Below are 21900 nucleotides of genomic sequence, written 5' to 3' on the forward strand. Positions count from 1 at the left end.
CAGGCACCCGCTCAGGGAGGAGAAGCGGGGAGGTCAGCGCAGGGCGCCTTGCTCGATCGGTATGATATACCATTGTCTCGAAAAGTTTCCGGAGCGGAGGCAGGCGTTACTTGTCCACCCCACACATCCACGTTTCTTCGATTCGTTTATGAGCTTCTACCCACACTACCGTCCGCGCCGCATGCGCCGTGACGACTTCTCGCGCCGTTTGATGCGAGAAAACATCCTCACCACGAACGATCTGATCTATCCCGTGTTCATCGTTGAAGGCACCAACGTGCGGCAAGCCGTACCGTCGATGCCGGGCGTCGAGCGCGTGTCGGTAGATCTGCTGATGGGCGTGGCCGAACAATGCGTCGAGTTGGGCGTGCCGGTGCTGTCGCTCTTTCCGGCAATCGAGCCTTCCTTGAAGACGCCTGATGGCCGCGAAGCGACCAACCCAGCCGGCCTGATCCCGCGCGCGGTTCGCGAACTGAAAAAGAACTTTCCCGACCTCGGCGTGCTCACCGACGTCGCGCTCGATCCGTACACGAGCCACGGCCAGGACGGTGTGCTCGACGAAACCGGCTACGTGATCAACGACGAGACCGTCGAGATCCTCATCGAGCAGGCGCGCGCGCAGGCTGAAGCGGGCGTCGATATCGTCGCGCCCTCGGACATGATGGACGGCCGCATCGGTGCGATCCGCGAAATGCTCGAGAGCGAAGACCATGTCCACACGCGCATCATGGCTTACGCGGCCAAGTTCGCTTCGGCGTTTTACGGCCCGTTCCGCGACGCCGTCGGTTCCGCAACGAACCTCGGCAAGAGCAACAAGATGACCTACCAGATGGATCCGGCCAATTCGGATGAAGCGCTGCGTGAAGTGCAAGCGGACATCGAGGAAGGCGCGGATATGGTGATGGTCAAGCCGGGTATGCCGTATCTGGACATCGTGCGTCGTGTGAAAGACGAGTTCAAGTTCCCGACTTACGTGTACCAGGTCAGCGGCGAATACGCGATGCTGAAGGCCGCCGCACAGAATGGCTGGCTCGATCACGACAAGGCGATGATGGAATCGCTGCTGGCGTTCAAGCGGGCAGGCGCGGATGGCGTGCTGACCTACTTCGCACTGGACGCCGCGCGAATTTTGCGCTCGCAGAAGTGATTGGCGTCGACGCGTTGCCTTCGCGGGCCGCGTCAGTCTGAACGCTCAAAAAAACGGAGGCGGACTTCACAGTCACGCCTCCGTTTGTTATATGCGCCTTGGCGGGAGAACCGCGCTGCCGGCTACGCGCCGGGCGTATTTGCGCGATCGAGGCTGCGCAAGAACTTGTCTGCGGATTCGTATCCGACGACGCGCAACACTTCTTTGCCACCTTGGTCGAAGAAAATGATGCCTGGCGGCCCGAACAGGCTGAAACGCTTGAGGAGCATTTGATCGTCGGCGTTATTCGCGGTGACATCAGCGCGCAGCAGGTTCATCTGCTTCAACTTCGCCTGGACACGCGGATCGCTGAATGTGAACTTCTCCATTTCTTTGCAGCTCACGCACCAGTCTGCGTAAAAATCGAGCATAGCGGGCTGCGCGGCCGTTTTGACGGCCTCGTCGAGCTCGGTCGAGGAACGAACCGGGGCGAACGTCAGATCGCCCTGTGGCGCCGCATTCGGCGCATTGGAGGCGTTTGCCACACCAGACCCACCACCAGCGCGCGCGGCCAGGACAGCCAGCGGACGCAGCGGATCGGAGGAGCCCGCAGCCAGACCCACCAGCAGCACCGCAGCCCAGATTGCCAGCGCCGCGCCGATACCACGGCCGAGCCGACGCCACACTGAGGCGTTCACAGCCGGCGCCGAGAAAAGACCGAGTCCAGCGGCGGCGATCAGCAACCACAACGCGCTCAGCAGCATTGTCGGTGTCGCGCCGAGCACCGGCCAGACGATCCACAGGGCCGCAGCAAGCAGCACCACGCCAAAAAACACCTTGACGCCGTCCATCCACGCACCGGCGCGCGGCAGCAAGGTACCGGCGCCAAGACCGATGATCAGGAGCGGAACGCCGAGACCGAGTCCCATCGAGAACAGTGCCGCGCCGCCGAGCAATGCGTCGCCCGTATGCGCGATGAACGCCAGCACGGCAAAGAGCGGCGCGGTCATGCAGGCGCCCACCACTAGCGCGGAGAGCGCGCCCATGACGGCAACCGCGGCAAACTTGCCGCCGGAACGCCCGCTCGATGCACGTGACACGCCGTCCTGCCAGCGCTGCGGCAACGCGATATCGAAGCCCGCGATCAGGGTCAGCGCAAAAACAGTCAACAGTACGCCGAACGTCCCGAGCACCCACGGATTCTGCAGCCACGCGCCGAGGCTCTGCCCAACGAGCGCCGCCGCAATGCCAAGCGCCGTGTACACGAGCGCCATTCCGATCACATACGCCAGCGACAAAGCAAAGCCGCGGGCACGCGTGACCCGCGCGCCTTCGCCGATGATGATCGCAGACAGGATCGGAATCATCGGATACGAGCACGGCAACAGACTGAGCACGGCGCCGGCCACGAAATAGAGCCCGATGATTGCGAAGAAACCGCCGCCTTGCAGCAGCGACTGCGCATAGTCGGCGCTGGTGGCGCGCTCATACCACGGCGCGCCGGCTGCTGCGGATTGCTGCGTGGCGGCAGTGGCGGCGACTGCCGCACTGCCGGCCGGCTGCAACGCCTCACCGCTCACGTGATACACACGCTCCATCGGCGGGTAGCAGATGCCGGCATCGGCGCAGCCTTGCGACGTGACGGCAAGATCGAACGGCCCAGCCGCCTGCTTGACGGGAATACGGATCGTCAACTCATTGCGATAGGTTTCGACGTTCTTGTTGAAGGTCTGATCGAACTTGACGTGGCCTGCAGGCAATAGTGCTTCGCCGATGGTCGCCGTACCGTTACGGGTCGCAAACGCGAAGCGCTCGCGGTACATGTAGTAACCGTCCGCAATCTTGTAAGTGACGTCGACTTCGCCCGGTTTCTCGGTTGCGCCGAATTTGAACGCGACGGCGGGGTCAAGGAAGTCGTCCGCAGCGCGGGCAAGCGTGCCGAACTGCGCAAAGATCAGGCAGCCAAGCAGGAAAAGGACTGTGCGCAGTGCATTGCGTGCGCGTCGGTTGGAACCGTTAAACATGGAGAGGACGTTGGGTTTCAGCCGTGACCCACTGGCCGTACGCGGCCGATGCCGTAGCTTGCCACGAGAGGATTTCCGGCGTGTCGTAGGGATGGTGCGCCTGAATGTACTGTTCCAATTCCAGCGCGCGTGCGCCGCTCGTCTTGAACAGTAACTGAACCTCCTGCGCCGCTTCGATCGTGCCCTGCCAGTGATAGCTGGACTGCACCGCGCCTAACTGCGTGACGCAGGCGCATAGGCGTGCGGCCAATGCGCCCGCGGCGAGCTTCTGAGCAACGGCGGCATCGGGCACCGTCGTCAGAATCAAAGTCACATTCAGGCTCACAAAGGCTCCGGACAGGCACGAATCAGGTGCCGATATCGTATCACCTAGCCTTGCGGTGCCGCTGCAGCGCCCGCGGCGAGGATGCGGCATTTAGCCGCCGTGATCGAGTTGCGGGGACGGATTCCGCCGCTACAAACAAAAAAGCCAGGCTTGGTGCCTGGCTTTTTCTTCGATGCTAAAAAGCTTACTCAGCTTCTTGCACTTCAACTTCTTCGACTTCCGGACGGTCCAGCAATTCGACCAGTGCCATCGGTGCGTTGTCGCCGACGCGGAAGCCGAACTTCAGGACGCGCAGGTAGCCGCCCGGACGGGTGGCGTAACGCGGGCCGAGAACTTCGAACAGCTTCGTGACCGAGTCACGATCGCGCAGGCGGTTGAACGCCAGACGACGATTTGCCAGCGACGGCTTTTTGCCGAGCGTGATCAGCGGCTCGACGACTTTACGGAGTTCTTTCGCCTTCGGCAGCGTCGTCTTGATGACTTCGTGCTCGATCAACGAGTTGGACATGTTACGGAGCATTGCCAGACGGTGGCTGCTCGTGCGGTTCAGTTTCCGCAGACCATGACGGTGACGCATGTTAATTCCTTTGATTCAAAGTTTTGGTCCAGCTCTTCTATCGCGCTCGAACTACCCTCGGTTTCCCAATGGTGACGAGTGCACGGGCCGGTAGTGAAAAAATGACAAGACGCGGATTTTAAAGGAAAATCCGCGTCTTTGCCAGTGCAGCGGCGGGCCTTATCCCGAGATTACTTCTCGACTTACTTGTCCAATCCTGCCGGCGGCCAGTTTTCGAGTTTCATGCCGAGCGTCAAACCACGCGACGCCAGTACTTCCTTGATTTCGTTCAACGACTTGCGACCCAGATTCGGGGTCTTGAGCAACTCGTTTTCCGTGCGCTGGATCAGATCGCCGATGTAGTAAATGTTCTCGGCCTTCAGGCAGTTCGCGGAACGAACCGTCAGTTCGAGATCATCAACCGGACGCAGCAGGATCGGATCGATCTGCGGCGCACGCGACGGCGCTTCCGCCGTTGCTTCGGTGCCTTCCAGTGCAGCGAACACCGACAGTTGATCAACCAGAATACGCGCCGATTGACGGATCGCTTCTTCCGGCGAAATCACACCGTTGGTCTCGATGTTCATCACGAGCTTGTCGAGGTCGGTACGCTGTTCGACACGCGCGCTTTCAACAGCGTAGCTCACGCGGCGAACCGGCGAGAACGACGCGTCCAGCACGATACGGCCGATGATCTTGGCCGACTCTTCGCCGTAACGACGCACATTGCCCGGCACATAACCACGGCCCTTTTCGACCTTGATCTGCACGTCGAGCTTGCCGCCCTTCGACAAATGCGCAATCACGTGATCCGGGTTGATCACTTCGCAATCGTGCGCGAGTTCGATGTCGCCAGCGGTGACAACGCCTTCGCCTTCCTTGCGCAGCGTAACCGTCACTTCGTCACGGTTATGCAGCTTGAACACCACGCCCTTCAGGTTCAACAACAGGTTGACCACATCCTCTTGCACACCGTCGAGCGTCGAATACTCATGTACGACGCCTGCGATCGTCACTTCGGTCGGCGCGTAGCCGATCATTGACGACAGCAGCACGCGCCGAAGCGCGTTACCCAAGGTGTGGCCGTAACCGCGTTCAAACGGTTCCATGACCACTTTCGCGTGGCTCTCACCAAGCGATTCAACTGCGATGATCTTGGGCTTCAACAAACTGGTTTGCATAGGTTTTCCTTTTCAATACCCTCGGCTCGTTACACCGATAAGGCTGACCGGTAACAACCTGAAAATAAACAGCCGAGACGCCCCCTTGCGCAACGCAATCAGGGTGCCCCGGCCATTAATCCGATTACCGCGAATACAATTCGACGATCAGGCTTTCGTTGATATCGCCAGCGATGTCGCTGCGTTCCGGCTTGCTCTTGAACGTGCCTTCGAACTTCTTCGAATCGACAGCAACCCAGCTCGGCAAACCGCCTTGCTCAGCCAGCGACAGCGCTTCGAGAATACGCGCCTGCTTCTTCTTTTGTTCGCGCACTGCGACGACGTCGCCTGCCTTCACTTGCATCGACGGGATGTTCGACACAACGCCGTTCACCGTGATCGCCTTGTGGCTCACCAGCTGACGCGCTTCAGCGCGCGTCGAACCGAAGCCCATGCGATACACGACGTTGTCGAGACGCGATTCGAGCAATTGCAGCAGGTTTTCACCCGTATTGCCCTTCAGGCGGTCGGCTTCGGCGAAGTAACGGCGGAATTGACGCTCGAGGACACCATAGATGCGCTTCACTTTTTGCTTTTCGCGCAGCTGCGTGCCGTAGTCGGACGTACGTGCACCCGAGGTGCGGCCGTGTTGGCCAGGCTTGCTGTCAAGTTTGCACTTGTCAGCGAGCGAACGACGGGCGCTCTTCAGGAAGAGGTCAGTGCCTTCACGGCGGGACAGCTTGGCCTTAGGGCCGATATAACGTGCCACGTTGATTCCTTCTATGATTGATCACACGAATGCATGCACTCGCGCTAGTCCGAACCCTTTGGGCCGAACGGTGGGCTTAGTCAATTCAATAGCGCAAGCAGCCTGTGGTCGCCGGCTTGAACACCGGCGGCAACAGGCGCTAGCGAAAACAGCGTCTTAGATACGACGACGCTTCGGCGGACGGCAGCCGTTGTGCGGGACCGGCGTCACGTCGGAGATCGCGGTGATCTTGATACCAAGACCATGCAACGCGCGCACCGCCGATTCGCGGCCAGGACCGGGGCCCTTGATCCGCACTTCGAGGTTCTTCACGCCGTATTCCATCGCCACGCGGCCAGCCGATTCGGCCGCCACCTGAGCTGCAAACGGGGTCGATTTACGCGAACCCTTGAAGCCCTGACCACCCGACGTTGCCCAAGCAAGTGCATTGCCTTGACGATCGGTGATCGTGATGATGGTGTTGTTGAACGACGCGTGAACGTGAACCACGCCCTCGGCGACGTTCTTCTTGACCTTCTTGCGAACGCGTTGCGCCGCGGAGTTGTTCGAAGCCTTAGCCATTACGTTTTCCTGTAACTGTCAGTTCCGCTTACTTCTTCAGCGATTGCGCTGCACGACGCGGACCCTTGCGCGTACGGGCATTCGTACGCGTGCGTTGGCCACGCAGGGGCAAGCCCTTGCGATGACGCACGCCACGGTAGCAGCCGAGATCCATCAGGCGCTTAATGTTCATCGTCGTTTCACGGCGCAGATCGCCTTCAACGATGAACTTGCCGACTTCTTCACGCAGCTTTTCGAGGTCTGCGTCGTTCAGGTCCTTGACCTTCTTCGAAAATGCCACACCAGCAGCGACGCAAATGTCGCGCGAGCGCGTGCGGCCTACACCGTAAATTGCCGTCAGGCCGATTTCGGTATGCTGGTGATTCGGGATGTTAACCCCTGCGATACGAGCCATTGTTTTTCCTCAAACAAAAAGCGCAGCAAAAAGCGCGGCGTTCAGCCTTGACGCTGTTTGTGGCGCGGATCAGAGCTGCAAATCACGCGCACAACGCCTTTGCGCTTGATGATCTTGCAATTGCGGCAAATGCGCTTAACCGATGCCATCACTTTCATGATATTACCCTTTTTTCAAATCACTTCGCCCGGAACACGATCCGCGCACGCGACAGATCGTAAGGCGTCAATTCAACCGTTACCTTGTCGCCCGGCAAGATTCGGATGTAGTGCATCCGCATCTTGCCGGATATGTGTCCCAATACGACATGGCCGTTTTCCAGCTTCACCCTAAAGGTAGCGTTAGGCAGGTTTTCGATGACTTCACCCTGCATCTGGATAACATCGTCTTTGGCCATAAGTCCTTTCAACGCATCGGGACGCCGCCGCCTTTGAAATTAGCTTTCTTCAGCAGCGATTCATACTGTTGCGACATAACGTACGACTGCACCTGCGCCATGAAATCCATTGTGACGACGACAATGATCAGCAGCGACGTTCCACCAAAATAAAACGGCACGTTCCAGCGCAGCACCAAAAATTCAGGCAGCAAACAAACAAACACGATGTAGATCGCACCAGCCAGCGTCAGACGCGTCAGGATGCGGTCGATGTACCGCGCGGTTTGATCGCCCGGGCGGATGCCTGGGACGAAAGCGCCACTTTTTTTCAGGTTGTCGGCCGTTTCCCTGCTGTTAAACACCAGTGCGGTGTAGAAGAAGCAGAAGAAGACGATCGCCAACGCGTACAGCAACACGTACACGGGTTGACCGGGCTTAAGAGCTTCGGCCACGTTGTGCAACGTGTCTGCGAACCAGCTGGCACGCGACCCCGAACTAAACCAGTTCAGGATGGTTGCCGGGAAGAGAATGATCGACGATGCAAAGATCGGCGGAATCACACCCGACATATTCAACTTCAGCGGCAGATGCGAAGACTGACCGCCGTAAATCTTGTTACCGACTTGCCGTTTGGCGTAATTCACAAGAATCTTGCGCTGGCCGCGTTCAATGAACACCACCAGATACGTCACACCGGCAATCAACGCGACCACGATAATCGCCGAGATGATGCTCATCGAGCCGGTTCGCACCAATTCGAAAAGACCACCGATTGCGTTCGGGAAACCCGCCGCAATACCGCCGAAAATGATGATCGAGATACCGTTGCCAAGCCCGCGTTCCGTGATCTGCTCACCCAGCCACATCAGGAACATCGTGCCGGTCACCAGCGTCACGACCGTCGTCAACCGAAATACCATTCCCGGATCGATCACCAGGCCGGGCTGATTTTCCAGTGCGACGGCAATGCCGAACGCCTGGAACGTCGCCAGCAGGACCGTGAAGATACGCGTGTACTGCGTAATCTTCCGCTGACCCGCCTGCCCTTCCTTTTTCAGCGCTTCCAGCTGCGGCGAGACGATCGCCAGCAACTGCATGATGATCGACGCCGAAATGTACGGCATGATCCCCAGCGCAAAAATCGTGAACCGCGAAAGTGCGCCACCCGAGAACATGTTGAACATGCCAAGGATGCCGCCCGACTGGCTTTGGAACAACTTTGCCAGCTGGTCCGGGTCAATACCCGGCACCGGAATGTGCGCGCCGATACGGTAGACGATCAACGCCAGCAGCAGGAACACTGCACGCCGACGCAGATCGCCAAATTTCGCCGCGCTGCGACCGGGTTTTGCGAGACTCGGACTGTTAGCCAAGTACCTTCTCCGATGCAAATGCTAGTGACGGCAAATAACTTGCGCGTTACTCGGCAAAAGAGCCGCCGGCTGCTTCAATAGCAGCGCGCGCACCCTTCGTCGCACCCAGACCCTTCACAACGACCTTGCGCTTCAGCTCGCCCGTCGCGATGATCTTGGCACTCTTGATCAGCTCGCCGAGCAGGCCGGCTTGCTTCAGAGCCAACAGATCGATTTCGTCGACCGGCAGCTTTTCCAGATCAGAGAGACGCACTTCACCAACGAATTCCTTCGTCAGCGAAGTGAAGCCACGCTTCGGCAGGCGACGTTGCAGCGGCATTTGACCGCCTTCGAAGCCAACCTTGTGAAAGCCGCCCGAACGCGACTTCTGACCTTTATGACCACGGCCAGCAGTCTTGCCCAGACCGGAGCCGATACCACGGCCGACGCGACGCTTAGCGTGCTTCGAGCCTTCAGCCGGCTTCAGGTTATTCAATTCCATTATCAACTCCTTGAGTCCTGGTCAGCTGCTTAGCTGATGACCTTAACGAGGTACGAAACCTTGTTGATCATGCCGCGCACAGCCGGCGTGTCCTGCAACTCGCTAACCGAGTTGAGTCGGCGCAGGCCCAAGCCCCGCACCGTTGCACGGTGCGTTTCACGAGTGCCGATCAGGCTCTTGACGAGCTGGACCTTGACAGTTTTATCAGACATGGTGTCCACCTTAGCCCAGAATATCTTCGACGGACTTGCCGCGCTTCGCCGCGATATCACCCGGCGTCGACTGCTTGCGCAGACCGTCGAGCGTTGCACGAACGAGGTTGTACGGGTTCGTCGAACCGTGGCTCTTAGCAACCACGTTTTGCACGCCCATCACGTCGAACACCGCGCGCATCGGGCCGCCAGCGATCACGCCCGTACCGTCCTTCGCCGGAGCGAGGAGGACTGCGGATGCGCCGTGCTTACCGTGCACTTCGTGTTGCAACGTACCGTTCTTCAGCGGCACCTTGAACATGTTGCGACGAGCTTGTTCCATTGCCTTTTGAACAGCAACCGGAACTTCCTTCGCTTTGCCCTTGCCCATGCCGATGCGGCCATCGCCGTCGCCAACCACGGTCAGTGCGGCGAAGCCGAGAATCCGGCCACCCTTCACGACCTTGGTCACGCGGTTGACCGAAATCATTTTTTCACGAAGGCCGTCGTCGCGTTCGTCAGCCTGAACTTTCGCTTGCATCTTTGCCATGACGAATTCTTCCCTTAGAACTTGAGTCCGGCTTCGCGCGCCGCATCAGCCAGCGCTTTCACGCGGCCGTGGTAACGGAAACCTGAACGGTCAAAGGCGACGGATTCGATGCCGGCAGCCTTAGCCTTTTCTGCAATGCGCTTACCGATCAGGGTCGCAGCAGCGACGTTGCCGCCCTTGCCGGTCTGATCAGCCAGTTGCGCACGCACTTCGGCTTCGAGCGTCGACGCGCTGGCGAGCACCTTGGTGCCACACGGCGAGAACACTTGCGCATAGATGTGCGTGTTCGTGCGATGCACGGCGAGACGCGCGACCTGCAGCTCAGCGATCTTGATACGCGTCTGACGAGCGCGGCGCAGGCGAGATTGAGTCTTATCCATGATTGCGCACCCTTACTTCTTCTTCGTTTCTTTGAGGATCACAACCTCATTGGCGTAACGCACACCCTTGCCCTTGTAGGGCTCCGGCGGGCGATAGCCGCGCACTTCTGCAGCGACTTGGCCAACTTGTTGTTTATTGATCCCCTTGATCACGATTTCGGTTTGCGTCGGGGTTTCAGCCTTCACGCCTTCCGGCATCTGGTGCACCACGGGGTGCGAGAAACCCAGCGACAGGTTCAGCTTGTCGCCTTGCGCCTGTGCGCGATAACCGACGCCAACCAGCGTCAGCTTGCGCTCGAAACCCTTCGTCACGCCGTTCACCATGTTCGCAACCAGTGCGCGCATCGTGCCCGACATCGCATTCGCTTCGCGGCTTTCGTCCACCGGCTCGAATTTCAGCGTGCCGTTGTCGTTCACCACCTTCACGAGGCTGTTTGCAGCCTGCGAAATCGTACCCAGCGGGCCCTTGACGGTAATGCGTTCGTCGCTCAGGGCCACTTCTGCGCCTTGCAGCGCGATCGGGCTTTTACCTACTCGAGACATGTTTCTCTCCTTTCGGCCTTAAGCGACGTAGCAGATGACTTCGCCGCCAACGCCCGTTGCACGCGCCTTGCGGTCCGTCATCACGCCCTTCGGCGTCGACACGATTGCCACGCCGAGGCCATTCATGACCACGGGGATGTCGTTACGGCCGCGGTACACACGCAGACCAGGCTTCGAAACGCGTTCAATGCGCTCGATCACCGGACGGCCAGCGTAGTACTTCAACACGATGTTCAATTCAGACTTCGCACCTTCGGACTTCACTGCGAAATCATCGATATAGCCTTCGTCCTTCAGGACCTGCGCAATCGCAACCTTGACTTTCGACGAGGGCATTGTCACCGAAACTTTCTCAACCATCTGCGCGTTGCGGATGCGAGTCAGCATATCGGCGATAGGATCACTCATGCTCATTTACGTTTCTCCTATTACCAGCTCGCCTTGGTCAGGCCAGGGATCTCGCCGCGGAACGCGATTTCGCGAATCTTGTTACGCGCCAGCCCGAATTTACGGAACGTGCCACGTGGGCGACCGGTAATTGCGCAACGATTGCGCTTACGGGTCGGGTTAGAGTTGCGCGGCAGTTGTTGCAGTTCCAGACGTGCTGCGTAATGCTCTTCGTCCGACTTGCTCATATCGCCGATGATCGCTTTCAGCTCAGTACGCTTGGGAGCGTACTTAGCGGCCAGGCGAGCACGCTTCTTTTCACGTTCGATCAGTGCCAGTTTAGCCACGGTAACCTCAGTTTCTGAACGGGAACTTGAAGCTGGCGAGCAGAGCCTTTGCTTCGTCGTCGGTCTTCGCAGTTGTCGTGATGCTGATGTTCAGCCCACGCAGTGCGTCGATCTTGTCGTAGTCGATTTCGGGGAAAATGATCTGCTCTTTCACACCGATGTTGTAGTTGCCGCGACCATCGAAAGCACGACCCGACACGCCACGGAAGTCACGCACACGGGGGAGCGCAACCGTCACGAAACGGTCCAGAAATTCGTACATCGCCTGACCACGCAACGTGACCATTGCACCGATCGGATAGCCCTGACGGATCTTGAAGCCAGCGATTGCCTTGCGTGCCTTCGTGATCACCGGCTTCTGGCCTGCGATCTTCGTCAGGTCGCCAACGGCGTTTTCGATGATCTTCTTGTCAGCAACCGCCTCGCCAAGGCCCATGTTCAGGGTGATCTTGGTGATGCGCGGCACTTCCATCACGGACTTGTAACCGAACTTCTCGGTGAGGCCGGGTACAACCTTCTCTTTGTAAAACTCTTGCAAACGAGCCATTTTTTTACTCCGCAGCGTCAGGCGCTCAGCACAGCACCGGTCGTCTTAAGGAAACGAACTTTCTTGTCCCCTTCGACCTTGATGCCTACACGCGACGCCTTGCCATTCGCGTCGACCAATGCGACGTTCGAAATTTGCAGCGGCATCGTCTTGGCTTCCACACCGCCCGTCGTCCCCTTCATCGGGTTCGGCTTGACGTGTTTCTTGACGAGGTTGATACCCTCGACAATCACCTTGTCTTCGCCAACGGACAGCACGACGCCGCGCTTGCCTTTATCTTTGCCGGTGATGACGATAACTTCGTCACCTTTGCGAATCTTGTTCATCGCGACTCCTTACAGCACTTCAGGTGCCAACGAAACGATCTTCATGAATCGTTCGCTGCGCAACTCGCGCGTAACAGGCCCGAAAATACGGGTGCCAATAGGTTCGAGCTTGGCATTCAACAGCACTGCAGCATTGCCATCGAACTTGATCAGCGAGCCGTCCTGACGGCGCACGCCCTTGGCGGTGCGAACCACCACGGCGTTATAAATTTCGCCTTTCTTCACGCGCCCGCGCGGCGTTGCTTCTTTGACGGTCACCTTGATGATGTCGCCAATGCTGGCATAACGACGCTTCGAGCCGCCGAGAACCTTGATGCACATGACTTCACGCGCACCGGTGTTGTCGGCCACTTCAAGCCGAGTTTCGGTCTGGATCATGGTTTATCTTTCCCAACTTAATCCGGTCACACCACCATGGCGTACCCGGTCAGTCTTGGTCCCGTCAGCCAATCGGCTGCTTGGGTATGAACAGCAGCGACGGCAAACGAAACCCGCCATCGCAATCCGGTGAATCCTTCGGAACAGACTGGCGCCCGAACCGCTTCCCCCACCAACTTCGCCCGCGACGGGGCTCCCATAAAAGAGGGAAGACCGAGATTATAACAAATAATCTCGGTCTTGCAAGCGAAACTTACTGCGATTTCAACTACTTCTACAACTTGCGGCGTCAGATGACGCGAGCAGCCTCAACCAGGCGAGCCACAACCCAAGCTTTCGTCTTCGAAATCGGACGCGTTTCCTGGATTTCAACGAGGTCACCCTCGTTGTACGTGTTCGCATCGTCGTGCGCGTGGTACTTCTTCGAACGCACAACATACTTGCCGTAGATCGGGTGCTTCACGCGGTGCTCAACCAGCACGGTGACCGTCTTGTCCATCTTGTTGCTGACGACCTTGCCGACCAGCGTCCGCTTGAGCGAGGTTTTTACGCTATCGTTCATTTCTGGTTCGCCTTCTCAGTCAGGACGGTCCGCACACGTGCGATGTCGCGACGAACCTTCTTCAGCTGGCTCGTGTTCGTGAGCTGCTGGGTCGCGAGTTGCATGCGCAGGCCGAATTGCGCCTTCAACAGGTCCGACAGCTCCTTGTTGAGCGCGGCCTGATCTTTCTGGTGAAGTTCGGAAGCCTTCATCATTTACTCCTTAGGCGCCGAGCTGACGCACGATAAACGTCGTCTTAAGCGGCAGCTTAGCTGCAGCCAGACGGAACGCTTCGCGTGCCAGCTCTTCGGTTACGCCGTCCATTTCGTACAGCATCTTGCCCGGTTGAATCTCCGCGACGTAGTACTCAGGGTTACCTTTACCGTTACCCATACGTACTTCAGCCGGCTTGTGCGAAATCGGCTTGTCCGGGAAGATGCGGATCCAGATGCGGCCACCACGCTTGATGTGACGCGTCATTGCACGACGTGCCGCTTCAATCTGGCGCGCGGTCAAACGACCACGACCGATGGCCTTCAGGCCGAACTCACCGAACGACACCGCGTTGCCGCGGGTAGCGATACCGGTGTTACGACCCTTCTGCTCTTTGCGATACTTTCTGCGTTTCGGTTGCAGCATCGTTATTCTCCAGTCTTCCCGCCGTCGCCGGCACCGCCAGCACGACGAGGAGCGCCACGGCGTGCACCTGCCGGGCCACCACCTTCACCATCGCGACGCGGACGGCGATCGCCACCCGGACGTGCGTTGCGGCGCGGACGCTTTTCTTCGGCGACTTCTTCAACCACCGGTGCGTCGTTGCGGCCGAGCGTATCGCCCTTGTAGACCCACACCTTCACGCCGATGATGCCGTACGTCGTCTTCGCTTCCGAAGTTGCGTAGTCGATATCAGCACGCAGCGTATGAAGGGGCACGCGACCTTCGCGATACCATTCCGTACGAGCGATTTCGATACCGTTCAGGCGGCCAGCGCTCATGATCTTGATGCCTTGGGCACCCAGACGCATTGCGTTTTGCATCGCGCGCTTCATCGCGCGGCGGAACATAATCCGGCGCTCGAGTTGTTGCGTGATCGAATCCGCGATCAGTTGCGCATCGGTTTCCGGCTTGCGGATTTCTTCGATGTTGACGTGGACCGGAACGCCCATGCGGCGTTGCAGTTCCGACTTCAGCAGCTCGATATCCTCGCCCTTCTTACCGATGACGACACCCGGACGCGAACTATAAATCGTGATGCGCGCGTTTTTCGCCGGACGCTCGATAACGACGCGACCAACCGAAGCGTTTTTCAGCTTCTTCTTCAGGTATTCACGAACACCGATGTCTTCCTGCAACATCGCCGCGAAATTGTTGTTGTTCGCGTACCAACGCGACGCCCAATTGCGGCTGACGGCCAAACGGAAGCCAGTCGGATGAATTTTCTGTCCCATCGTATGACCCCTTAATTCCCGACCGTCACAGTGATGTGACAGGATTGCTTCTCGATGCGGTTACCACGGCCTTTAGCGCGCGCGGTAAAACGCTTCAGCGATGCAGCCTTGTCGACCATGATGCTCGTTACTTTGAGCTCGTCGATATCGGCGCCTTCGTTATGCTCCGCATTCGCGATCGCCGACAGCACAACCTTTTTCACGATTCCCGCAGCCTTCTTCGGCGAGAACGTCAGAACGTTCAACGCCTTGTCGACCGGCAAACCGCGGATCTGGTCAGCCACAAGGCGCGTTTTCTGCGCCGAGATGCGGGCACCGCGATGAATTGCTTTCACTTCCATCATGATCCCCTTATTTCTTAGCCTTCTTGTCGGCTGCATGACCCTTGAACGTCCGGGTCAATGCGAACTCGCCAAGCTTGTGGCCGACCATGTTTTCCGAGATGTACACCGGAACGTGTTGACGGCCGTTATGCACAGCAATCGTCAAACCGATGAAATCCGGCAGAATCGTCGAACGACGCGACCAGGTTTTGATCGGCTTCTTGTCACGCGCAGCGGCTGCCGACTCAACTTTCTTCAGCAAATGGGCGTCGCAGAACGGACCTTTTTTTACAGAACGTGCCATTGCCTACTCCTTAACGCTTGTGACGGCGCTGGACGATCATGCTCGTCGTGCGCTTGTTGCTGCGGGTGCGATAACCCTTGGCCGGCGTGCCCCACGGGCTCACCGGATCGCGACCTGCAGCCGTCTTGCCTTCACCACCGCCGTGCGGGTGATCGACCGGGTTCATTGCAACGCCACGCACCGTCGGGCGGATACCGCGCCAGCGATTCGCGCCAGCCTTACCGATTTGACGGAGGCTATGCTCTTCGTTGCCAACTTCACCAATCGTCGCGCGGCATTCAACGTGAACGCGGCGGATTTCACCCGAGCGCAGGCGGACCTGTGCGTAGATGCCTTCACGAGCCAGCAGCATCGCCGACGTACCAGCCGAACGCGCCATTTGCGCGCCCTTGCCCGGCAGCATTTCGATGCAGTGAATCGTCGTACCGACCGGGATATTGCGGATCGGCAGCGTGTTACCTGCGCGGATCGGAGCTTCCGAACCCGACATCAGTTGCTGGCCAACCGTCAAACCCTTCGGAGCGATGATGTACTTGCGCTCGCCGTCTGCGTACAGAACCAGCGCGATGTTCGCGCTACGGTTCGGATCGTACTCAAGACGTTCGACCTTTGCCGGAATGCCGTCCTTGTTGCGACGGAAATCGACGACACGGTAATGATGCTTATGACCACCACCCTTGTGGCGCGTAGTGATGTGGCCGTTGTTGTTACGGCCGGCGGTCGTGGATTGCGAATCGAGCAGCGGTGCGAACGGCTTACCCTTATGCAGATCCTTGTTGACCACCTTGACCATCGCACGGCGACCCGGCGAAGTCGGCTTAACTTTAACGATTGCCATGATTACTTGGCCTCCGCTTCAAAGTTGATTTCCTGGCCGGGCTTCAGGCAGACGTACGCCTTCTTCACGTCCTTGCGCTTGCCCATGAAGCGGCCAAAGCGCTTGGCTTTGCCCTTCGAGACCAGCACGTTGACGGAATTGACTTCCACCTTGAACAGCAGCTCGACTGCAGCTTTCACTTCCTGCTTCGTGGCATCCGGCGCGACTTCGAACACAACTTGCTCGTTCTTGTCGGCCACCAGCGTCGCCTTTTCGGAGATCACCGGCGCGAGCAGGACCTGCATCAAACGATGATCGTTTTTGCGAATCTCGCTCATGACAGCAACTCCTCGATCTGGGCGACCGCAGCCTTCGTGATCAGGATCTTCTTGAAGTAGATCAGCGACAGCGGGTCGGCGTAACGCGGCTCGACAACTGCCACATGGGCGAGGTTGCGCGACGCGAGGTACAGGTTTTCGTCAACCGTGTCGGTAATCACCAGCACGGAGTCGAGACCCATCGCCTTGAATTTTTCGGCCAGCAGCTTCGTCTTCGGCGCTTCGAGCGTCAGCTCGTCGACCACCGAGATGCGGCCTTCGCGGGCCAGCTGCGAGAAGATCGAGCAGAGACCTGCGCGATGCATCTTCTTGTTGACCTTGTGCGAAAAGTTTTCTTCCGGCGAATTCGGGAAAATCCGGCCACCGCCACGCCACAACGGGCTCGACGACATACCGGCACGGGCACGGCCCGTACCCTTCTGGCGCCACGGCTTCTTGGTCGTGTGCTTGACTTGCTCACGGTCCTTCTGCGCGCGGTTACCGCTACGGGCATTCGCTTGATACGCCACCACCACCTGGTGAATCAGGGCTTCGTTGTAATCGCGACCGAACACTACGTCCGACGCGCTAACGCCTGCACCTTCCTGACCATTGGCATTCAGGAGCTTAAGTTCCATTATTTCGCTCCTTTCACGGCACGCGTCTTCACGGCCGGCGTAACGAATACCTTGCCACCCTTCGCACCCGGAACGGCGCCCTTGACCAGCAACAGCTTGCGGTCAGCGTCGATACGAGCGATTTCGAGGTTTTGCACGGTTACCGTATCGTCACCCATGTGACCGGTCATGCGCTTACCCGGGAAAACACGACCCGGATCCTGCGCCATACCGATCGAACCCGGCACGTTGTGCGAGCGCGAGTTACCGTGCGATGCACGGCCGGATGCGAAGTTGTAACGCTTGATGGTACCGGCGTAGCCCTTACCGATCGACACGCCTTGCACGTCGACCTTCTGGCCTACTTCGAACAGGTCGGGACCGACCACGGTGCCGTTCGACAACTCGGCAGCCTTGGCAGCATCGATCTGGAATTCTTTGAGGACTTCACCGGCTTGAACACCGGCTTTGGCGAGATGACCGGCCAACGGCTTCGTCACACGCGATGCACGGCGCGTACCGAATGCAACCTGCACGGCGGTGTAGCCATCGGTTTCAACAGTCTTGATCTGCGTCACGCGGTTGTCGGACACGTCCAGCACGGTAACGGGAATCGAATCCCCTTCTGCCGTGAAGATACGGGTCATGCCAACCTTGCGACCTACGAGTCCAAGGCTCATCGTTTTCTCCATTCCCGACTGCGATTGGTCGGGGCTAATTTACAAAATGCCGGTGCCGTTTCGGGCATGAATTCATGCTGCAGCACACCGACTTTTTTGCGCAAATGCGCGAAAAGCCTTGCATTATAGCGAGGCTTTTCGTTTTCCGCAAGCAATCAATGACTTAGCGTTGTCCAGCACGCCGGACAACCTCTGGAAGCCTTATTGCAGCTTGATTTCCACGTCCACGCCAGCCGGCAGGTCCAGCTTCATCAGTGCGTCAACGGTCTTGTCCGTCGGGTCAACGATGTCCATCAGGCGTTGGTGCGTACGAATTTCGAGCTGATCGCGCGACGTCTTGTTGACGTGCGGCGAACGCAGGATGTCGAAGCGTTGAATGCGGGTCGGCAGGGGCACCGGACCACGAACGATTGCGCCAGTCCGCTTTGCCGTGTCGACGATTTCAGCTGCCGATTGATCGATCAGGCGATAGTCGAAAGCCTTCAGGCGAATGCGGATTTTCTGGTTCTGCATGACAATTCCTTGGAAAGAGCGAGGCGGTATTGCGCCGCCAGATAGTAAAAGAACGTAGAGCCGGACGCCCGCCGTGGGGCGGCGCCCGGCTCCGGGCACCACTTACTGCAACTTCAACCCTCGATTTTACTCGAGAATCTTGGCAACGACACCTGCCCCGACCGTACGGCCGCCTTCGCGGATTGCGAAGCGCAGACCTTCTTCCATCGCGATCGGGTTGATCAGCTTCACCGTGATCGACACGTTGTCGCCCGGCATGACCATTTCCTTGTCCTTCGGCAACTCGATCGAGCCCGTCACGTCCGTCGTACGGAAGTAGAACTGCGGACGATAGTTGTTGAAGAACGGCGTGTGGCGGCCGCCTTCATCCTTGCTCAGCACGTACACTTCAGCCGTGAAATGCGTGTGCGGGTTGATCGAACCCGGCTTCGCCAGAACCTGGCCACGCTCCACGTCTTCACGCTTCGTGCCGCGCAGCAGGATACCAACGTTGTCGCCTGCCTGACCCTGGTCGAGCAGCTTGCGGAACATTTCCACGCCCGTGCAGGTCGTCTTCACCGTCGGCTTGATACCGACGATTTCGATTTCTTCGCCGACCTTCACGACGCCACGCTCAACGCGACCCGTCACCACCGTGCCACGACCCGAGATCGAGAACACGTCTTCCACCGGCATCAGGAACGCACCGTCAACTGCGCGCTCCGGCGTCGGGATGTACGTGTCCAGCGCATCGGCCAGATTCATGATCGCCACTTCGCCCAGCTCGCCCGTGTCGCCTTCCAGCGCCAGCTTGGCCGAACCCTTGATGATCGGCGTGTCGTCGCCCGGGAAATCGTACTTCGACAGAAGTTCACGAACTTCCATCTCGACGAGCTCCAGCAGCTCAGCGTCGTCCACCATGTCGCACTTGTTCAGGAACACGATGATGTACGGAACGCCAACCTGACGCGCCAGCAGGATGTGCTCACGCGTTTGCGGCATCGGGCCGTCTGCGGCCGAGCACACCAGAATCGCGCCGTCCATCTGCGCTGCGCCCGTGATCATGTTCTTCACATAGTCAGCGTGGCCCGGGCAGTCGACGTGTGCGTAGTGGCGGTTAGCCGTTTCGTACTCGACGTGCGCCGTGTTGATCGTGATACCGCGTGCCTTTTCTTCCGGCGCCGCGTCGATCTGGTCATATGCCTTTGCTTCGCCGCCAAACTTCTTGGTCAGAACCGTCGTGATCGCTGCCGTCAGCGTGGTCTTGCCGTGGTCAACGTGACCGATCGTGCCGACGTTCACGTGCGGCTTGGTCCGTTCGAATTTACCTTTAGCCATGTTTCTCTTCTTTCAAAAAGTTAATCGTTGAATGACTTGCCGCGCGATTACTTCGACTTCGCGTTGATGATCGCTTCAGACACGTTGCGCGGTGCTTCGGAGTAGTGCTTGAACTCCATTGTGTACGTTGCACGACCTTGACTCAGCGAACGCAGCGAAGTCGAGTAGCCGAACATTTCCGACAGCGGAACTTCAGCGCGAACGATCTTGCCGCCGCCGATCATGTCTTCCATGCCCTGAACAATACCGCGACGGCCCGACAGGTCGCCCATCACGTTGCCCATGTAGTCTTCCGGCGTTTCGACTTCCACAGCCATCATCGGTTCGAGGATGACCGGTTGCGCCTTGCGCATTGCTTCCTTGAACGCCATCGAACCGGCCATGCGGAACGCATTTTCGTTCGAGTCAACGTCGTGGTACGAACCAAACGTCAGGTGAACCTTCACGTCAACGACCGGGAAGCCTGCCAGCACGCCAGCCTTCAGCGTTTCCTGGATACCCTTGTCGACTGCCGGGATGTATTCACGCGGAATCACGCCGCCCTTGATTTCGTCCAGGAACTCGTAGCCCTTGCCTTGCTCATTCGGCTCGAGCGTGATGACCGCGTGACCGTACTGGCCGCGACCACCCGACTGCTTGACGAACTTGCCGTCGACGTCTTCCGCCTTGCCGCGGATCGTTTCACGATACGCTACTTGCGGCTTGCCGACCGTTGCTTCGACGCCGAATTCACGCTTCATCCGGTCGACCAGAATTTCGAGGTGGAGCTCGCCCATACCCGAAATGATGGTTTGACCCGATTCTTCGTCCGTTTGAACGCGGAACGACGGATCTTCCTGAGCCAGACGGTTCAGCGCCAGACCCATCTTTTCCTGGTCGGGCTTCGTCTTCGGCTCAACAGCCTGCGAAATCACCGGCTCCGGGAAAATCATGCGCTCGAGCACGATCGGGTGCAGCGGATCGCACAGCGTGTCGCCCGTGGTCGCGTCTTTCAAGCCAACTGCAGCAGCGATGTCGCCCGCGTGCACTTCCTTGATTTCTTCACGCTGATTTGCGTGCATCAGCAGAATACGACCGAGGCGTTCTTTCTTGTCCTTGGTCGCGTTCAGCAGCGTGTCACCCGACTTCGTCGTACCGGAGTACACGCGGAAGAAGATCAACTGGCCGACAAACGGGTCGGTCATGATCTTGAACGCGAGGGACGAGAACTTCTCATCGTCAGCTGCGCGACGCTCAGCCTTTTCACCGTTTTCGAGTTCACCCGTAACCGGCGGAATGTCGATCGGCGACGGCAGGAAGTCGAGCACGGCGTCCAGCATACGTTGCACGCCCTTGTTCTTGAACGCGGTACCGCACAGCATCGGCTGGATTTCGCACGCGATCGTACGGTCGCGCAGACCCTTGATGATTTCCGCTTCCGTCAGTTCGCCCGACTCGAGGTACTTGTTCATCAGGTCTTCGTTCGACTCGGCCGCAGCTTCGACCATCTTCTCGCGCCATTCGTTGCACGTGTCGACGAGCTCAGCCGGGATTTCTTCGTACGAGAATTTCGTGCCTTGGGACGCTTCGTCCCAAATGATCGCCTTCATCTTCAGCAGATCGACCACGCCCGTGAACGTTTCTTCGGCGCCGATAGGCACGACAACCGGAACCGGGTTCGCCTTCAGACGCAGCTTGAGCTGGTCGTAGACCTTGAAGAAGTTCGCGCCGGTACGGTCCATCTTGTTGATGAACGCGAGACGGGGAACCTTGTACTTGTTAGCTTGACGCCACACGGTTTCCGACTGCGGCTGCACGCCGCCCACTGCGCAGTACACCATGCATGCACCGTCGAGCACGCGCATCGAGCGCTCAACTTCAATCGTGAAGTCAACGTGGCCCGGGGTGTCGATGATGTTGATGCGGTGCTCAGCGCGGTCGCCGGCCATGCCTTTCCAGAATGCCGTGGTAGCAGCGGACGTGATCGTGATACCGCGTTCCTGCTCCTGCTCCATCCAGTCCATGGTGGCAGCGCCGTCATGAACTTCACCAATCTTGTGGTTCACGCCGGTGTAGAACAGGATGCGCTCGGTCGTCGTCGTTTTGCCGGCGTCGATGTGAGCGCTAATACCGATGTTACGGTAGCGCTCGATAGGTGTCTTGCGAGCCACTTTAATCCTCTATTGGGATGACGCGATGCGAGAAAATACCCATCGCGCTGTAACACAAACGGGCGAGGCGCTTTGT

The 21900-nt window shown here is 58.5% G+C and carries 34 protein-coding genes; 1 reads left to right on the top strand and 33 read right to left on the bottom strand.

Annotated features, from left to right (window positions below):
- Nucleotides 1–148 precede the first annotated feature (148 nt).
- Nucleotides 149–1147 carry a porphobilinogen synthase gene (gene hemB / locus PQQ52_RS24255; protein WP_408216882.1) on the top strand — a complete coding sequence of 333 codons (999 nt, stop codon included), beginning with the start codon at nucleotides 149–151 and terminating at the stop codon, nucleotides 1145–1147.
- Between the two features lie 122 nt (nucleotides 1148–1269).
- Here the strand turns inward: hemB and dsbD are convergent, their stop codons facing one another.
- The 33 genes from dsbD to fusA form a co-directional block, all read right to left on the bottom strand.
- On the bottom strand, nucleotides 1270–3150 hold the full coding sequence (dsbD, locus tag PQQ52_RS24260) for a protein-disulfide reductase DsbD (protein WP_408216885.1): 1881 nt from the start codon (nucleotides 3148–3150) through the stop codon (nucleotides 1270–1272).
- Complete coding sequence (gene cutA, locus PQQ52_RS24265; RefSeq protein WP_408216888.1) at nucleotides 3143–3475, bottom strand: divalent-cation tolerance protein CutA; 333 nt, start codon at nucleotides 3473–3475, stop codon at nucleotides 3143–3145. Before cutA ends, dsbD begins: the two co-directional genes overlap by 8 nt.
- Nucleotides 3476–3659: 184 nt before the next feature.
- Nucleotides 3660–4052 carry a 50S ribosomal protein L17 gene (gene rplQ, locus PQQ52_RS24270; protein WP_006052227.1) on the bottom strand — a complete coding sequence of 131 codons (393 nt, stop codon included), beginning with the start codon at nucleotides 4050–4052 and terminating at the stop codon, nucleotides 3660–3662.
- A gap of 182 nt (nucleotides 4053–4234) precedes the next feature.
- Nucleotides 4235–5212, bottom strand: a complete 978-nt coding sequence (locus tag PQQ52_RS24275) for a DNA-directed RNA polymerase subunit alpha (RefSeq protein WP_006052226.1) — start codon at nucleotides 5210–5212, stop codon at nucleotides 4235–4237.
- Between the two features lie 124 nt (nucleotides 5213–5336).
- A complete protein-coding gene (gene rpsD, locus PQQ52_RS24280) occupies nucleotides 5337–5960 on the bottom strand; it encodes a 30S ribosomal protein S4 (protein ID WP_027800372.1) in 624 nt (207 codons plus the stop codon).
- Nucleotides 5961–6116: 156 nt separating this feature from the next.
- Nucleotides 6117–6521: a 30S ribosomal protein S11 gene (gene rpsK / locus PQQ52_RS24285; protein WP_006052224.1), complete on the bottom strand. Its 405-nt coding sequence runs from the start codon at nucleotides 6519–6521 to the stop codon at nucleotides 6117–6119.
- A 28-nt stretch (nucleotides 6522–6549) separates the two neighbouring features.
- On the bottom strand, nucleotides 6550–6915 hold the full coding sequence (gene rpsM, locus PQQ52_RS24290; RefSeq protein WP_012434566.1) for a 30S ribosomal protein S13: 366 nt from the start codon (nucleotides 6913–6915) through the stop codon (nucleotides 6550–6552).
- Nucleotides 6916–6956: 41 nt separating this feature from the next.
- On the bottom strand, nucleotides 6957–7073 hold the full coding sequence (rpmJ, locus tag PQQ52_RS24295; RefSeq protein ID WP_004199844.1) for a 50S ribosomal protein L36: 117 nt from the start codon (nucleotides 7071–7073) through the stop codon (nucleotides 6957–6959).
- A gap of 20 nt (nucleotides 7074–7093) precedes the next feature.
- Nucleotides 7094–7312 carry a translation initiation factor IF-1 gene (gene infA, locus PQQ52_RS24300; protein ID WP_004521905.1) on the bottom strand — a complete coding sequence of 73 codons (219 nt, stop codon included), beginning with the start codon at nucleotides 7310–7312 and terminating at the stop codon, nucleotides 7094–7096.
- 8 nt (nucleotides 7313–7320) lie between these two features.
- Complete coding sequence (gene secY / locus PQQ52_RS24305) at nucleotides 7321–8667, bottom strand: preprotein translocase subunit SecY (protein ID WP_115781220.1); 1347 nt, start codon at nucleotides 8665–8667, stop codon at nucleotides 7321–7323.
- A gap of 46 nt (nucleotides 8668–8713) precedes the next feature.
- Nucleotides 8714–9148 (bottom strand): 50S ribosomal protein L15, encoded by a 435-nt coding sequence (gene rplO / locus PQQ52_RS24310; protein WP_074281990.1) that lies wholly within the window; start codon nucleotides 9146–9148, stop codon nucleotides 8714–8716.
- A gap of 29 nt (nucleotides 9149–9177) precedes the next feature.
- Entirely contained in the window at nucleotides 9178–9360 is a 183-nt protein-coding gene (rpmD, locus tag PQQ52_RS24315) for a 50S ribosomal protein L30 (protein ID WP_007180126.1), read from the bottom strand.
- 10 nt (nucleotides 9361–9370) lie between these two features.
- On the bottom strand, nucleotides 9371–9889 hold the full coding sequence (gene rpsE, locus PQQ52_RS24320) for a 30S ribosomal protein S5 (RefSeq protein WP_007180127.1): 519 nt from the start codon (nucleotides 9887–9889) through the stop codon (nucleotides 9371–9373).
- Nucleotides 9890–9903: 14 nt separating this feature from the next.
- Complete coding sequence (gene rplR / locus PQQ52_RS24325; protein WP_006052218.1) at nucleotides 9904–10269, bottom strand: 50S ribosomal protein L18; 366 nt, start codon at nucleotides 10267–10269, stop codon at nucleotides 9904–9906.
- Nucleotides 10270–10281: 12 nt separating this feature from the next.
- On the bottom strand, nucleotides 10282–10812 hold the full coding sequence (gene rplF / locus PQQ52_RS24330; RefSeq protein ID WP_028199570.1) for a 50S ribosomal protein L6: 531 nt from the start codon (nucleotides 10810–10812) through the stop codon (nucleotides 10282–10284).
- Nucleotides 10813–10830: 18 nt separating this feature from the next.
- Complete coding sequence (rpsH, locus tag PQQ52_RS24335) at nucleotides 10831–11226, bottom strand: 30S ribosomal protein S8 (RefSeq protein WP_006052216.1); 396 nt, start codon at nucleotides 11224–11226, stop codon at nucleotides 10831–10833.
- A gap of 14 nt (nucleotides 11227–11240) precedes the next feature.
- Complete coding sequence (gene rpsN / locus PQQ52_RS24340) at nucleotides 11241–11546, bottom strand: 30S ribosomal protein S14 (RefSeq protein ID WP_408216892.1); 306 nt, start codon at nucleotides 11544–11546, stop codon at nucleotides 11241–11243.
- Nucleotides 11547–11553: 7 nt separating this feature from the next.
- Entirely contained in the window at nucleotides 11554–12093 is a 540-nt protein-coding gene (rplE, locus tag PQQ52_RS24345; protein ID WP_091019622.1) for a 50S ribosomal protein L5, read from the bottom strand.
- 17 nt (nucleotides 12094–12110) lie between these two features.
- Complete coding sequence (gene rplX / locus PQQ52_RS24350) at nucleotides 12111–12419, bottom strand: 50S ribosomal protein L24 (RefSeq protein ID WP_028199569.1); 309 nt, start codon at nucleotides 12417–12419, stop codon at nucleotides 12111–12113.
- 9 nt (nucleotides 12420–12428) lie between these two features.
- Nucleotides 12429–12797 (bottom strand): 50S ribosomal protein L14, encoded by a 369-nt coding sequence (gene rplN, locus PQQ52_RS24355; protein WP_006052212.1) that lies wholly within the window; start codon nucleotides 12795–12797, stop codon nucleotides 12429–12431.
- A 289-nt stretch (nucleotides 12798–13086) separates the two neighbouring features.
- Nucleotides 13087–13359, bottom strand: coding sequence for a 30S ribosomal protein S17 (rpsQ, locus tag PQQ52_RS24360; protein WP_007180129.1), 273 nt, complete (start codon nucleotides 13357–13359; stop codon nucleotides 13087–13089).
- On the bottom strand, nucleotides 13356–13550 hold the full coding sequence (rpmC, locus tag PQQ52_RS24365; protein WP_007180130.1) for a 50S ribosomal protein L29: 195 nt from the start codon (nucleotides 13548–13550) through the stop codon (nucleotides 13356–13358). Before rpmC ends, rpsQ begins: the two co-directional genes overlap by 4 nt.
- A 10-nt stretch (nucleotides 13551–13560) precedes the next feature.
- Nucleotides 13561–13977, bottom strand: a complete 417-nt coding sequence (rplP, locus tag PQQ52_RS24370) for a 50S ribosomal protein L16 (protein ID WP_007180131.1) — start codon at nucleotides 13975–13977, stop codon at nucleotides 13561–13563.
- 2 nt (nucleotides 13978–13979) lie between these two features.
- Complete coding sequence (gene rpsC, locus PQQ52_RS24375; protein WP_011490053.1) at nucleotides 13980–14786, bottom strand: 30S ribosomal protein S3; 807 nt, start codon at nucleotides 14784–14786, stop codon at nucleotides 13980–13982.
- Nucleotides 14787–14797: 11 nt separating this feature from the next.
- On the bottom strand, nucleotides 14798–15130 hold the full coding sequence (gene rplV, locus PQQ52_RS24380) for a 50S ribosomal protein L22 (protein ID WP_197070230.1): 333 nt from the start codon (nucleotides 15128–15130) through the stop codon (nucleotides 14798–14800).
- A gap of 7 nt (nucleotides 15131–15137) precedes the next feature.
- Complete coding sequence (gene rpsS / locus PQQ52_RS24385) at nucleotides 15138–15413, bottom strand: 30S ribosomal protein S19 (protein ID WP_054036552.1); 276 nt, start codon at nucleotides 15411–15413, stop codon at nucleotides 15138–15140.
- A 10-nt stretch (nucleotides 15414–15423) separates the two neighbouring features.
- Entirely contained in the window at nucleotides 15424–16251 is an 828-nt protein-coding gene (gene rplB, locus PQQ52_RS24390) for a 50S ribosomal protein L2 (protein WP_169487532.1), read from the bottom strand.
- 2 nt (nucleotides 16252–16253) lie between these two features.
- Nucleotides 16254–16568, bottom strand: coding sequence for a 50S ribosomal protein L23 (gene rplW, locus PQQ52_RS24395; RefSeq protein WP_007180135.1), 315 nt, complete (start codon nucleotides 16566–16568; stop codon nucleotides 16254–16256).
- Complete coding sequence (gene rplD, locus PQQ52_RS24400; RefSeq protein ID WP_007180136.1) at nucleotides 16565–17185, bottom strand: 50S ribosomal protein L4; 621 nt, start codon at nucleotides 17183–17185, stop codon at nucleotides 16565–16567. Before rplD ends, rplW begins: the two co-directional genes overlap by 4 nt.
- Nucleotides 17185–17844, bottom strand: a complete 660-nt coding sequence (rplC, locus tag PQQ52_RS24405; protein WP_408216896.1) for a 50S ribosomal protein L3 — start codon at nucleotides 17842–17844, stop codon at nucleotides 17185–17187. Before rplC ends, rplD begins: the two co-directional genes overlap by 1 nt.
- Before the next feature lie 201 nt (nucleotides 17845–18045).
- Nucleotides 18046–18357 (bottom strand): 30S ribosomal protein S10, encoded by a 312-nt coding sequence (rpsJ, locus tag PQQ52_RS24410; protein ID WP_006998489.1) that lies wholly within the window; start codon nucleotides 18355–18357, stop codon nucleotides 18046–18048.
- Between the two features lie 126 nt (nucleotides 18358–18483).
- Nucleotides 18484–19674 carry an elongation factor Tu gene (tuf, locus tag PQQ52_RS24415; RefSeq protein ID WP_063497539.1) on the bottom strand — a complete coding sequence of 397 codons (1191 nt, stop codon included), beginning with the start codon at nucleotides 19672–19674 and terminating at the stop codon, nucleotides 18484–18486.
- A 47-nt stretch (nucleotides 19675–19721) separates the two neighbouring features.
- A complete protein-coding gene (gene fusA, locus PQQ52_RS24420) occupies nucleotides 19722–21824 on the bottom strand; it encodes an elongation factor G (protein ID WP_408216899.1) in 2103 nt (700 codons plus the stop codon).
- Between the last annotated feature and the right edge of the window lie 76 nt (nucleotides 21825–21900).

The organism is Paraburkholderia sediminicola (assembly GCF_046030555.1).
GTDB classification, from domain to species: Bacteria; Pseudomonadota; Gammaproteobacteria; order Burkholderiales; family Burkholderiaceae; genus Paraburkholderia; species Paraburkholderia sediminicola_E.

Excerpts from the sequence above, each read along its gene's own strand:
- rpsJ (WP_006998489.1), bottom strand. The coding sequence starts at position 18,357 with ATGCAGAACCAGAAAATCCGCATTCGCCTGAAGGCTTTCGACTATCGC.
- rplF (WP_028199570.1), bottom strand. The coding sequence starts at position 10,812 with ATGTCTCGAGTAGGTAAAAGCCCGATCGCGCTGCAAGGCGCAGAAGTG.
- rplR (WP_006052218.1), bottom strand. The coding sequence starts at position 10,269 with ATGGATAAGACTCAATCTCGCCTGCGCCGCGCTCGTCAGACGCGTATC.
- rplW (WP_007180135.1), bottom strand. The coding sequence starts at position 16,568 with ATGAGCGAGATTCGCAAAAACGATCATCGTTTGATGCAGGTCCTGCTC.
- rpsQ (WP_007180129.1), bottom strand. The coding sequence starts at position 13,359 with ATGAACGATAGCGTAAAAACCTCGCTCAAGCGGACGCTGGTCGGCAAG.
- rpsK (WP_006052224.1), bottom strand. The coding sequence starts at position 6,521 with ATGGCTAAGGCTTCGAACAACTCCGCGGCGCAACGCGTTCGCAAGAAG.
- rplB (WP_169487532.1), bottom strand. The coding sequence starts at position 16,251 with ATGGCAATCGTTAAAGTTAAGCCGACTTCGCCGGGTCGCCGTGCGATG.
- rplV (WP_197070230.1), bottom strand. The coding sequence starts at position 15,130 with ATGATGGAAGTGAAAGCAATTCATCGCGGTGCCCGCATCTCGGCGCAG.
- hemB (WP_408216882.1), top strand. The coding sequence starts at position 149 with ATGAGCTTCTACCCACACTACCGTCCGCGCCGCATGCGCCGTGACGAC.
- rpsE (WP_007180127.1), bottom strand. The coding sequence starts at position 9,889 with ATGGCAAAGATGCAAGCGAAAGTTCAGGCTGACGAACGCGACGACGGC.
- dsbD (WP_408216885.1), bottom strand. The coding sequence starts at position 3,150 with ATGTTTAACGGTTCCAACCGACGCGCACGCAATGCACTGCGCACAGTC.
- rpsS (WP_054036552.1), bottom strand. The coding sequence starts at position 15,413 with ATGGCACGTTCTGTAAAAAAAGGTCCGTTCTGCGACGCCCATTTGCTG.
- rpsM (WP_012434566.1), bottom strand. The coding sequence starts at position 6,915 with ATGGCTCGTATCGCAGGGGTTAACATCCCGAATCACCAGCATACCGAA.
- rplE (WP_091019622.1), bottom strand. The coding sequence starts at position 12,093 with ATGGCTCGTTTGCAAGAGTTTTACAAAGAGAAGGTTGTACCCGGCCTC.
- rpmD (WP_007180126.1), bottom strand. The coding sequence starts at position 9,360 with ATGTCTGATAAAACTGTCAAGGTCCAGCTCGTCAAGAGCCTGATCGGC.
- rplN (WP_006052212.1), bottom strand. The coding sequence starts at position 12,797 with ATGATCCAGACCGAAACTCGGCTTGAAGTGGCCGACAACACCGGTGCG.
- rpmC (WP_007180130.1), bottom strand. The coding sequence starts at position 13,550 with ATGAAGGCTTCCGAACTTCACCAGAAAGATCAGGCCGCGCTCAACAAG.
- rpsC (WP_011490053.1), bottom strand. The coding sequence starts at position 14,786 with ATGGGACAGAAAATTCATCCGACTGGCTTCCGTTTGGCCGTCAGCCGC.
- rplX (WP_028199569.1), bottom strand. The coding sequence starts at position 12,419 with ATGAACAAGATTCGCAAAGGTGACGAAGTTATCGTCATCACCGGCAAA.
- rplQ (WP_006052227.1), bottom strand. The coding sequence starts at position 4,052 with ATGCGTCACCGTCATGGTCTGCGGAAACTGAACCGCACGAGCAGCCAC.
- PQQ52_RS24275 (WP_006052226.1), bottom strand. The coding sequence starts at position 5,212 with ATGCAAACCAGTTTGTTGAAGCCCAAGATCATCGCAGTTGAATCGCTT.
- rpsH (WP_006052216.1), bottom strand. The coding sequence starts at position 11,226 with ATGAGCATGAGTGATCCTATCGCCGATATGCTGACTCGCATCCGCAAC.
- rplC (WP_408216896.1), bottom strand. The coding sequence starts at position 17,844 with ATGAGCCTTGGACTCGTAGGTCGCAAGGTTGGCATGACCCGTATCTTC.
- rplP (WP_007180131.1), bottom strand. The coding sequence starts at position 13,977 with ATGCTGCAACCGAAACGCAGAAAGTATCGCAAAGAGCAGAAGGGTCGT.
- infA (WP_004521905.1), bottom strand. The coding sequence starts at position 7,312 with ATGGCCAAAGACGATGTTATCCAGATGCAGGGTGAAGTCATCGAAAAC.
- tuf (WP_063497539.1), bottom strand. The coding sequence starts at position 19,674 with ATGGCTAAAGGTAAATTCGAACGGACCAAGCCGCACGTGAACGTCGGC.
- rpmJ (WP_004199844.1), bottom strand. The coding sequence starts at position 7,073 with ATGAAAGTGATGGCATCGGTTAAGCGCATTTGCCGCAATTGCAAGATC.
- rplD (WP_007180136.1), bottom strand. The coding sequence starts at position 17,185 with ATGGAACTTAAGCTCCTGAATGCCAATGGTCAGGAAGGTGCAGGCGTT.
- rplO (WP_074281990.1), bottom strand. The coding sequence starts at position 9,148 with ATGGAATTGAATAACCTGAAGCCGGCTGAAGGCTCGAAGCACGCTAAG.